Genomic DNA, 11886 nt, shown 5'->3' with positions numbered 1-11886 from the left:
TTATTTGGATTTTGTGTATTTGATAATTTGTATTTAAGCTTTTTGTAACGCAACTTTTTCAATTTTCTAAGACTGCCGTCGTCTTTTTTCTACTGATTTAAAAGTAGATGTTACTTTTTATTTTTGAAATACCTAATAGACCGTATTTTTTCCTACTGGTTTTCCATTATTAATTTTATTGTGTTGAATCTTCTTCACCCATGTAATCTTGTACGGTTCTAAAGCCGATATAACTACGTGCCGAATCTGAATATTCATAATCTCTAGTACTTACTTGTAAGAAGTATGCAACATCTTTCCAAGAACCACCTCTGATCACTTTTCTAGCATTTGCGCCATCGCCACCATTAGGGTTCATTGTTGATACATACTCATATGAACTTGGATCGTAACTAGAGTTTGTCCACTCTGATACATTACCTGCCATATTATATAAGTTGAAATCGTTTGGTTCATAAGACTTGGCTTCTACAGTATATAAAGCTGCATCTGCTGCATAGTCTCCACGTTGTGGTTTGAAGTTTGCCATAAAGCAACCTGTGTCACTTATAACATATGGACCACCCCATGGGTATGTTCCACCTTCGATTCCACCTCTTGCTGCATACTCCCATTCGGCCTCGGTAGGTAGTCTGAATTTGTTTACAAATTGTCTACCTCTACTTTTATTGTCATCGTTCTTGAATTTCGTTCTCCAGTTACAGAAAGCTTGTGCTTGCTTCCAAGAGATTCCAACAACTGGATAATCGCTATATGCATCATGCCAGAAATAGTCGTTGTGCATTGGCTCGTTGTAGGAGTATTCGAAATCACGAATCCAAACGGTTGTGTCAGGATAAATTTCAAGTTCTTCATGACGGATAAAGTCTTTTCTTCTACCAGTTTTTGATCTCGCAGCAGCTTCGATATCCATCCAGCTATATTTGTATTTTAATTTTGTTACATCGATAGTACGTTGACCATTGTAAGACTCCTCTTCAGGAATGTACAATGAATCCATTACTTCGGTATAGTATTCATCTGGATATTCAGAAGTATCCCAAATAAGATCTTCGTCCTTATTTAGAGAATATCCTTCATAACCCGTTTCACCCATACCAGAATAATTGTCTAACATGTACTTGTCATAAACAGAAGCTTTTGTGGTATCACCTTGTTTGAATGCATACTCACCAATTCCACCATCTTCTGCAGTCAAACCTAACTCATCAGCCAAGATGGCCAGTTTGGTTCTAGCGATAGAATCTTGTACCCATTCAACAAACTGTCTGTATTCGCTGTTGGTGATTTCCGTATCATCCATGTAGAAGGAACGTACGGTTACGGTCTTTGTAGGGGCGTTGAGAACTTTGGCTTGGTCTTCTTCAGACTTACCCATGATAAAAGAACCTCGAGGAATCAATTCCATTCCGTAAGGTTTCTCCGGATACCACTTCTTTCCTTGGACTCCGACTAGCTCTCCTTTTGATTTAGACCCACAACTTGTGAGTAAAAAAACAAACGCTATAGATACTAACAATAGCTTCTTCATACTTTAGGTTAAATTTCGATTATGGTTATAAACTGTAAATCACTTATTTATTCTACACTCTAAAACTACGATTTGATAAAATTATTGTATCAAACCTAATTATACAGTAAAAAAAAATTGATCAATTAAAGCCTTTCTTATACGCTTTAAACCACCTTTCAGGAATGTTCTGATCGCAAGCGTCCAAATAGTCCTTTTCAGTGCAGGGTAATAACGAAGATGATTCGAGTTTAGTATTTGAACTAAAAAGAGATGGTACTTCAACCCACCATCTTTCGGTGAAATGACTCTTATAATAGATTAACTGCTCAGTTTCAGTTGGTACTGTGTATTTGGTAAAGGCCTCTGAATTGGTGTAAGGAGACTCTTTTATTCTAAAATTGAAGCCTTCAATGAAGTACCAAATAATTTGAGCTATTAGCTGACTAGATTGATTTGTATTCTCCATCTCATAAATTCCAAAGACACCTACATTATCACTGATACCAGCATAACGAGAGATGGCACAAATCTCCCTTCCAGTAAATCCGTTGGGAGAAAAATTGTTTGAATAACCAATATCTGCAGATCGAACTGATCTCATGTCGAGACTTACCATATTCGCATTGCGCAAAACAGGTTCAGCCAAAGTAATATCATTTATCAAATCTCCAAGACGATATGCGTCAAAAAACAAGCGTTCCATCAAATCAATTTCCTCTTGGGCATTGAAATAACTTTGATAACCAATATTGGAAAAGTTAAAAAGGTTATTTGGTTTATCTGTTATGATCTTGCTCATGTATGAATTAGAAGATATCAATTCATCTTCCATTCCAAAATCAAAGCGACTATCTACAGCAACTAAATTGATCATGTCTTTTATACCATCAAAAGCTCTATAAGAAGGATATGTAATATCTTGAGTCGCACCTATTATAATAGGAATGATATTTTCTTCAAGCAACCCAGCAACTATCTCTTTTACCACAAAATAGGTGTCATCTACCGTATCACCTTCCTCGATGTCGCCCATGTCGACAATATTTGAATTCCAATTACCCATAAGTAATTTGTAAAACTGAATTCTAATAGCAGATACATCAAGTTTTTCAGGTTTCTTTTCATAAGCATTACGTGACTCTTTGACACCAATTAAAGCTATTGAAGCAATTGCTAAAACTGGGAGACCATCACGTACGGTGTGTTTATGTATATTCTTTCCTAAAGACTGTGGCGGCAATAATTCAGTGTGTGCCAATACTTTATCTTCTATGGGAACTAAGAAATCAAATGCCATTAGGTTGCGTCATTAACGGTTAAAAGGTATTCATACCTATTACTGATATCAAAGTTAGCTAGAGTAGTACCATAAAAACAATATTAGATTGTGTTTTTCTAATGTATTATATGTTGTAAAAACATAAAACCCCTTCCTTTGTTATTAAAAGAAGGGGTTGAATATTATTGAAGGAAGAAATTTACTTCTTCTTAGCCTTTGTTTTAGGCTTAGCTTTCGCCTTTTTCTTTGGCATTTTCTTTTCGATAAGCTTCTTTGCTTCTTCTAAAGAGACTTTTGTAGCATCAACTGTCTTGGCAATTTCGACTTTGATTTTGCCTTTTATAATGTTATGACGCCCCCATCTCGCTTTCTCAATTCGAATGCCTTCTTCGGGCCACTCTTGAATAAGTTTGTCAATTTCTTTTTGCTTTTTGATTTCGATTAACTCTTCAATATTAGCCTGAGTGAGATGGTCAAAATCATACTTTTTATTGACATTGATAAACATGCCATCCCACTTAATAAAAGGACCAAAACGACCAGTTCCTTTGGTGACATCTTTTCCTTCGTAAGCGGCTATTGGAGCATCTGCCTTCTCTTTTGCAAGAATTAATTCAATAGCTCTATCCATTTCGATTTCCATGGCATTTTCACCCTTATCCATCGAAATAAATTTATCGCCAAATTTCACATATGGTCCAAAGCGACCTACATTTGCCAGCACTTCTTCACCTTTGTAAACACCCAATTTTCTTGGAAGTTTAAACAAGTCCATGGCTTCTTCAAAAGTTATGGTATTCAAAGATTGATCGGGCAAAAGACTTGCAAAAGTGGGTTTTTCTTCATCGTCAACTGTTCCTATTTGAACCATTGGACCAAACCTTCCTAAACGCACGGCAACCCGTTTTCCTGACTTTGGATCTTCACCCAAAATTCGTTCTCCACTTGCTCGATCGGCATTCTCTTCAACATCTTTAACTATAGGGTGAAAATCTTTGTAAAAAGCTTTCATCACTTTCTGCCAATCTTCTTGTCCTTCTGCAATTTCATCAAAATCTTCCTCTACTTTTGCTGTGAAATTATAGTCAAGAACAGCCGAAAAATTACTTACCAAAAAGTCATTTACAATCATTCCTATATCGGTTGGAACAAGCTTTCCTTTATCTGAACCTACCATTTCTGAAAGGTGCTTTTCATTTAAAGAATCAGCTTCTAAAACCAATTGAATATATTTACGTTCTGTACCTTCTACAGTACCTTTTTCAACATATTTCCTATTTACTATTGTAGAAATTGTAGGTGCATATGTTGAAGGTCTACCAATACCTAATTCTTCTAATTTCTTTACCAATGATGCTTCCGTAAAGCGATATGGTGGTCTTGAAAAACGTTCTGTTGCTTTTATAAAGTTATTATGCAAAGTATCTCCGACATTCATTGCGGGCAACATTCCTTCCTGCTCTTCTGTAGCATCTTCTTCATCTAATCCCTCCATATAAACTTTTAGAAAACCATCGAACTTGATAACCTCTCCATTTGCGCTGAATTGCTCAGAATGTGAGCTTGTCTTTATTTTTACGTTAGTCCGCTCAAGTTGAGCATCACTCATTTGAGATGCTATGGTCCGCTTCCAAATTAGCTCGTATAACTTCTGTTGATCACGTTCAAGAGAAGGTGACTGATTCGCCATTGTCGTTGGTCGAATAGCTTCGTGCGCCTCTTGCGCTCCTTTAGACTTTCCTTTGAAATTACGAACATTACTATATGACTCGCCATAAGTATTGATAATCGTTTCTTTAGCTGCGTTGATTGCTTCGCCTGATAAATTCACACTATCAGTTCTCATGTAAGTAATCAAACCCGCTTCATACAATCTTTGGGCTACTTGCATAGTTCTACCTACCGAAAAATACAATTTACGCGATGCTTCTTGCTGTAGAGTAGATGTAGTAAATGGAGCAGATGGAGTTTTCTTGGCGGGTTTTTTATCTAAACTTCCGACGGAAAAACCAGCACCCATATTTTGTTTCAAGAAAGCTTCTGCTGTTTCTTTTGATGAGAATGTCTTATTCAGTTTTGCAGTAAATACATTTCCTTCTGTAGTTTTAAACTGTGCAGATATCTTATAAGAAGCTTCCGCTGTAAACGCTTCAATATCACGTTCTCTTTCTACAATCAAACGAACCGCAACAGACTGCACACGACCTGCGGACAGACCTGGTTTGATTTTTTTCCATAAAACAGGAGATAACTGATACCCAACAAGCCGATCTAAAACACGTCTCGCCTGCTGTGCATTTACCAAGTTGTAATTTATTTCTCGAGGGTTTTCAATCGCTTTCTGAATGGCAGATTTCGTAATTGAGTTAAAGACAATTCGCCTCGTTTTATCCTTATCTAAGCCTAAAGTCTCAGATAAATGCCACGAAATAGCTTCTCCCTCTCGATCTTCATCACTGGCTAACCATATGACTTCAGCTTTTTTAGCAAGATCTTTAAGTTTTTTGACAAGTGCCTTCTTATCATCATCAACAATATATTTCGGTTTGAAATCATTTTCGACATCAACTCCTAATTCTTTAGAAGGCAAGTCGGCAATATGGCCGAAACTAGACTCAACCTTAAAGTCTTTTCCTAAAAACTTCTCTATCGTTTTAGCCTTTGCGGGCGACTCTACTATTACTAAATTCTTAGCCATTCATCCGTTTTTGAGCCAACAAAAGTAGTCGAATTTTTTAATTTGCTACTATACCTTATATATATGTACAAGAAAATAGATTGATAATGTGGGTGCCAGTATCTATGAAATCAGCCTTAATGCCTGAAGAAATCATCAATAATTTTAGTTACTTTTAATAACATCTTCTGATGACTAACTAAACTAAAGAATGATTATTTCTATTTAAAAATAGATGTCTTCACTAAAACCTTTACTCATGAAAACTTTTTCAGCACTACTGCTTTTGATTTTGATTTTTCCTTTCGAACACTCTCAAGCTCAAAGAAGAAATAAAAAAGAAAATATCGTTTCTTATGATTCCTCCTTATTTAATGGAATGGAATGGCGACTGGTGGGGCCATTTAGAGGAGGTCGCGCAGGTACTGTTTCGGGAGTATTAAACAATAACAACCTTTATTATATGGGCACAGCTGGTGGTGGTGTTTGGAAGACAACCGATGCAGGAAGCACATGGCAATGCATTTCTGATGGCTATTTCGGAGGTTCTATTGGTGCGGTTGCTGTTTCAGAATCTGACCCAAATGTGATTTATGTGGGTGAAGGAGAGCAGACACTTCGTGGAAATGTCTCTTCAGGAAATGGAGTTTGGAAAAGTTTGGATGCTGGGGAAACCTGGGAATTTATCGGGTTAAAAGGCTCTGAACATATTTCAAGAATTCGAATACATCCTAAAAATCCAAACATAGTTTACGTTGCTGCTATTGGAAACCTTTGGAAACCGAATAAAGAGAGAGGTGTCTACCGTTCTGTTGATGGAGGTGCTACCTGGAGTAAAATACTATATGTTAGTGATGAAGCCGGAGCAGGTGATTTGATTATAGACCCTAATAATTCAAGGGTGCTATATGCAGCTACCTGGCAAATGAAAAGAAACGGCTACCGCATGGATAGTGGTGGACCCGATAGCAAACTATTCAAAAGTACGGATGGCGGAGATACTTGGAATGATATTTCTAAGTTGTCTGGACTACCAAAGGGGCCTTGGGGAATAGTTGGAATTGCAGTTTCGCCGGTTGATTCAAATCGAGTATGGACTATCATTGAGGCTGAAGAAGGAGGGGTGTATCGGTCAGATGATGCTGGAAAAACATGGAGAAAAGTAAATGAAAATCGTGCTCTTCGCCAAAGAGCATGGTACTACAGTCGGATTACTGCTGACCCACAAAATATTGATAAGGTGTATGTAATGAATGTTAGTTATGGCGTATCAACAGATGGTGGCAAAAGTTTCACTTTAAAAAATGCCCCCCATGGAGATCATCATGATCTATGGATCGATCCAAACAATAATAATAGAATGGTAATCGCTGATGATGGTGGTGCACAAATCTCAAACGATGGGGGAAATAATTGGACCACTTATTTCAATCAACCAACTTCTCAATTTTATAGGGTAACTACCGATAACGCATTTCCATATAGAATTTATGGAGCCCAGCAAGATAACAGTACGATTCGCATTTATCATCGAACCGCAGGTAATGCTATTACCGAAAGTGATTGGGAAAGAACCGCTGGTGGTGAAAGTGCACATTTAGCTCCCGATCCAAAAAACAATGATATTGTTTATGGCGGCACATTTAAGGGTTATATGATGCGTGAGGATCACGCTGTCAATCAAACACGATCTGTAAATGTCTGGCCAGATAATCCAGCAGGTTCAGGAGCTGAAGTCATGAAATACCGATTCAATTGGAATTTTCCTGTAAAATTTAGTATTCATGATTCGAACAAATTGTATGCAGGGTCTAACTTTCTTCATATGACAACTAATGAAGGTCAAAGTTGGCAAACTATATCTCCTGACTTGACAAGAGCTCTTCCAGAAACTATAAGATCGTCTGGTGGACCTATTACCCAAGATAACACCGGTGCGGAATTTTATTCAAATATTTTCGTAATCAATGAATCACCTAATGAAGAGGGTATTATCTGGGTGGGTACCGATGACGGACTGATTCAAATCAGTAAAGACAATGGGGCAAATTGGGAAAACATAACCCCACCTACAAGTATGTCACCAAAACTTAATATGATTAATAGTATTGACCCCAGCCCATTTAAAAAAGGAACAGCCTACGTAGCTGCAACCTCTTATAAATTCGGTGATTATACCCCTTATCTATACAAAACAAGTGATTATGGTAAGACATGGACATTGATAACTAAGGGAATCAAGACCAATCATTACACACGTGTTGTGCGAACCGACAAAGTACGTGAAGGGCTTTTATATGCCGGAACTGAATGGGGCATGTATGTTTCATTCGATGATGGTGCCAGCTGGCAGTCTATGCAATTGAACCTCCCAATTACTGCTATTCGTGATCTCGAAGTACGCGACAATGATTTGATAGCCGCTACTCATGGACGCAGTTTTTGGATGATTGACGACCTTACACCACTGCATCAACTCTCCACAGATATCAAAAACAGAGAAGCGTTTTTATACAAACCAGATAAGGCATTCCGCATGCAACAATCAGGTTGGGGCAAAGCCAATGAATTATTGGAAGGTACCAATCACCCAAATGGAGCTATTATAAATTACTACGTTGCTAATAAAAAAGAGAGCGATACGGTTCACCTCGATATTTTGGAGTCAGACGGAAAACTAATTCAACGCTTCTCCACGTCGGCCAAAGAGGTTAAAACTGACCCGAGTAAACCCAAAAAATTAGATTTAAAAAAAGGTGGAAACCGTTTTATTTGGAATATGAGATATCCGGGCTTTACATCATTTGAAGGCATGGTATTGTACTCTTCTCCTAATATTGGCCCGAAGGCAGTTCCTGGAAAATATAAGGTCCGGCTGACCTATAATGGTAAATCACAAGAACAAGAATTTGAGATTGTAAAAGACCCAAGACTCTCTAATAGTTCTGATGATTTCGAAAATCAATTTGACTTTCTGCTAAAAGTTAGAGATCAAGTAAGTAGAGCCAATCAGGCGATCGCTAATATTCGTTCTGTAAAAAAAGATCTAGAATATTTAACAAATAAAACTAAAGACAATAAAGAGTTGCAAGATTTGATAAATGACTTTCAAACAAAAATGGAAGTTGTTGAAAATAACATTCACATGACCAAAAACCAAAGTAGACAAGACCCTTTGAATTATGGTATTCGAATCAATAATCGATTGGCATTTTTGTTGGCAGATTCTCAAAGAGGAGATTATCCACCAACAGATCAATCAAAAGAATTCTTTGAGGAAATCAAAAAGGAATTGGATGCTGAAATCGGTGCATTGAACAGTCTAATGGAAAAAAACATCAAATCCATAAATGAAAAAGTTACTTCAGATAAGATACCGATGATATCACTGAAGTAACTTTTGGATCACAATAAAACGGTAGCTTCTAGTTCAAATCAAAAGCGCTTAACAAGCGTATTTCATTATCGAGATATTCATATTGATAAAGAACCTTATCTCCTATCATTAATAAGGAGTTTGACAATGGTATGACATCATAGGTATTGATACTCTCGAAATGATTTAATTGCACTAGATTATTAATATCTGTTTTATCATAAACTTTCAGTCCGTCCGGACCATCACATATAAAAAGTTTTTCCTCTTTGATGCCCAAACCATAAGGTTCAGTCATCGGATAGGTTTTCTTTAATGTCGGATTGGTTAAATCAGAAACATCTACAATATAGAGTCCACTTTCTGTGCCATCACCACAAAAATTGCTACTCCTTAAAGTAACAAAAGCATAATCACCACTTACAACAACGGGGTCACAGGCTCTACCATGGGTAAATTCTGAAACATAGGTTGGTTTATCGGGCGACGAAATATCATAAATATACATGCCTTGTGTCCCTCCTAAAAAAAGAATATCACCTTGATTGAATATAGTTTCTATGTTTCCTTGAGCATAAACTTCTTCCAATACTTTGGGATTATCCAAATCTGAAATGTCAAAAACATTGATACTCCAAGGTTCGACCGCGTAAAGGTAATCCGAGACTATTCTAAATCGTGCAAAAGAACCACCTTGACCAGTGGTAGAAGTTGTAGGGCCACTAGATTCCGCAGCCGAGTCGTTTGCCAAAAACACATCAGTTCTTGTGGAACCATACTTACTCTCAAAATCAGCGGTGGACATTTGCACTTCTTTTACTTCCCAACCGGTCAATGCATCTCTCGACGCATCAAAATCACTATAATCAAAGGCATCTGCAGTTGGCCATTCAACGTCAAAACCTACGGTGCACCAGAACTCTTGGTAGATGGCATTTTCCATGCGTTTGGCAAATTTGATATTTTGAATATCCGAAATATCCATAACAACCAAATCGCCATAGCTATCGGCGAACAAACGATCATCTTTTATTGATATATCGTTATTTCCTTCTAATTTGATAAAACCAATATTCACTGGCGCAGAAGGATTGGTATTATCTAAAATATGGAAACCACGATACACGTCATTTACAAAAACATAGTTCTTGTAGGCATAAATTTTTCCAGATTCAATAATCGGAACGGGTTCAGAAATTGCAACTGCTTCTTCCTTGAAAGTAACAATGTCGCTCTTTAAGGGAGTCGCTATCAGATAGGTTTGCGTCATATCAAGAGAGGATACTTGATTATCGAAATCACACGATTGACAAGCTATTGTCAAGATAATTAAGGCTAAAATTCTTTTCATCTTTGTTTTTTGTTTAAATTATACTTTTCCACATCTTTTTTCAAAATACTCTAAAAACCCTATTTTATTAGCTCAAACACCTATTTGTTAATTTCATGTTTTCAAACAAGAGATGCAATAGGTTAAACAAAGTTGCGTAAAAAACTCACCTTTTTCACACTGCCAATTTGTCATAAATTCGTATTTAGCCCTATCTTTGCCATCCACTTATTCACAAGGACTTCTTTTTAGATGGAAAAAACAATTGACGAAACGATTCAGGGTACTTCTTTATCCATAGAACAAAACTCCGACAACAAACGGAAGCTTTACATAGAAAGCTATGGCTGCGCTATGAATTTTTCTGATAGTGAAATTGTTGCTTCCATTTTGGCCAATGAGGGATTTAATACCACCAAGAACTTAGAGGATGCTGATCTGGTTTTGGTAAATACCTGTTCTATTAGAGAAAAAGCAGAATTGACGGTGCGAAAACGTTTAGAAAAATTCAACGCCATCAAAAAACACCGACCACATCTAAAAGTAGGTGTTTTAGGATGTATGGCTGAACGCTTGAAAAGTCAATTACTTGAAGAGGAGAAAATAGTTGACATGGTTGTTGGGCCAGATGCCTATAAAGATCTGCCCAACCTTATTAAGGAAGTTGATGCTGGCAGAGACGCTGTAAATGTCATTTTATCAAAGGAAGAAACTTATGGAGATATTGCTCCCGTTCGTTTGCAAACCAATGGTGTAAGTGCTTTGGTTTCGATTACTAGAGGTTGCGATAACATGTGCACCTTTTGTGTTGTGCCATTTACAAGAGGTCGTGAGCGTAGTCGAGATCCACAATCGATTCTAGAAGAAGTGAATGATTTATTTAAAAAAGGATATAAGGAAATCACCCTTCTCGGTCAAAATGTAGATAGCTATCTATGGTATGGTGGCGGATTGAAAAAAGATTTTGGCAAAGCTTCTGAAATGCAAAAAGCAACAGCGGTTGATTTTTCAACTCTTTTAGCTATGGTTGCAGAAGCTCAACCTAAAATGCGCATTCGATTTTCAACTTCGAATCCGCAAGACATGACTCTAGATGTCATTCGTACCATGGCTAAATATGATAACATTTGTAATCACATTCATTTGCCCGTTCAAAGTGGCAGCAATCGTATTCTTAAAGAAATGAATCGTTTACATACGATTGAGGAATATTTTGAATTAATCGATAATATTCGTGAGATACTTCCTGATTGCGCCATTTCGCAAGATATGATTTCAGGATTCCCAACGGAAACTGAAGAAGACCATCAAGCCACCTTGGCGGCTTTGGAATATGTAAAATATGATTTCGGATATATGTATCTCTATTCCGAAAGACCAGGAACAATGGCCGCTAGAAAACTGGAAGATGATGTTCCAATGGAAGTCAAACAAAGAAGACTTGCAGAAATTATTGCTTTACAAAGAGAACATTGTAAATACAGAACAGAAGAACATTTAGGAAACATTGAAAATGTTCTCATTGAAGGAACTTCAAAAAAATCAGATGCCCATTGGATGGGGAGAAATTCTCAAAATACGGTTGTGGTTTTCCCTAAAGGGACATACAAGGTTGGAGATTTTGTAGATGTAAAAATTGAAGATTGTACATCGGCCACATTAATAGGAGAGCCTTTAGGATATAGTAAGAACTAAAATATAGATTTCCTCA

The 11886-nt window shown here is 37.1% G+C and carries 6 protein-coding genes; 2 read left to right on the top strand and 4 right to left on the bottom strand.

Features of this window, described 5'->3' with window-relative positions; translation table 11 throughout:
• Positions 1 to 175: 175 nt before the first annotated feature.
• The 3 genes from porK to topA all read right to left on the bottom strand — a co-directional run bounded on the left by porK (position 176) and on the right by topA (position 5490).
• Positions 176 to 1531: a T9SS ring complex lipoprotein PorK/GldK gene (gene porK, locus ACKWCD_RS15995; RefSeq protein WP_413984959.1), complete on the bottom strand. Its 1356-nt coding sequence runs from the start codon at positions 1529 to 1531 to the stop codon at positions 176 to 178.
• 121 nt (positions 1532 to 1652) lie between these two features.
• Positions 1653 to 2810, bottom strand: a complete 1158-nt coding sequence (locus ACKWCD_RS15990) for a formimidoylglutamase (RefSeq protein ID WP_413984958.1) — start codon at positions 2808 to 2810, stop codon at positions 1653 to 1655.
• 181 nt (positions 2811 to 2991) lie between these two features.
• Positions 2992 to 5490 carry a type I DNA topoisomerase gene (gene topA / locus ACKWCD_RS15985; RefSeq protein ID WP_413984957.1) on the bottom strand — a complete coding sequence of 833 codons (2499 nt, stop codon included), beginning with the start codon at positions 5488 to 5490 and terminating at the stop codon, positions 2992 to 2994.
• Positions 5491 to 5728: 238 nt separating this feature from the next.
• On the opposite strand from topA, the gene ACKWCD_RS15980 reads away from it, so the two are divergent.
• On the top strand, positions 5729 to 8866 hold the full coding sequence (locus tag ACKWCD_RS15980) for a WD40/YVTN/BNR-like repeat-containing protein (RefSeq protein ID WP_413984956.1): 3138 nt from the start codon (positions 5729 to 5731) through the stop codon (positions 8864 to 8866).
• A 28-nt stretch (positions 8867 to 8894) separates the two neighbouring features.
• Here the strand turns inward: ACKWCD_RS15980 and ACKWCD_RS15975 are convergent, their stop codons facing one another.
• Positions 8895 to 10196: an LVIVD repeat-containing protein gene (locus ACKWCD_RS15975; protein WP_413984955.1), complete on the bottom strand. Its 1302-nt coding sequence runs from the start codon at positions 10194 to 10196 to the stop codon at positions 8895 to 8897.
• Positions 10197 to 10427: 231 nt separating this feature from the next.
• Here ACKWCD_RS15975 and miaB point away from each other — a divergent pair, with 231 nt between their 5' ends.
• Positions 10428 to 11870, top strand: coding sequence for a tRNA (N6-isopentenyl adenosine(37)-C2)-methylthiotransferase MiaB (gene miaB, locus ACKWCD_RS15970; protein WP_413984954.1), 1443 nt, complete (start codon positions 10428 to 10430; stop codon positions 11868 to 11870).
• Positions 11871 to 11886 lie beyond the last annotated feature (16 nt).

This window comes from Maribacter taeanensis, assembly GCF_047345145.1.
Taxonomy (GTDB): domain Bacteria; phylum Bacteroidota; class Bacteroidia; order Flavobacteriales; family Flavobacteriaceae; genus Maribacter_C.
Note: the sequence above shows the minus strand (reverse complement) of the source record. Positions and strands in the feature narration are given on the sequence as shown.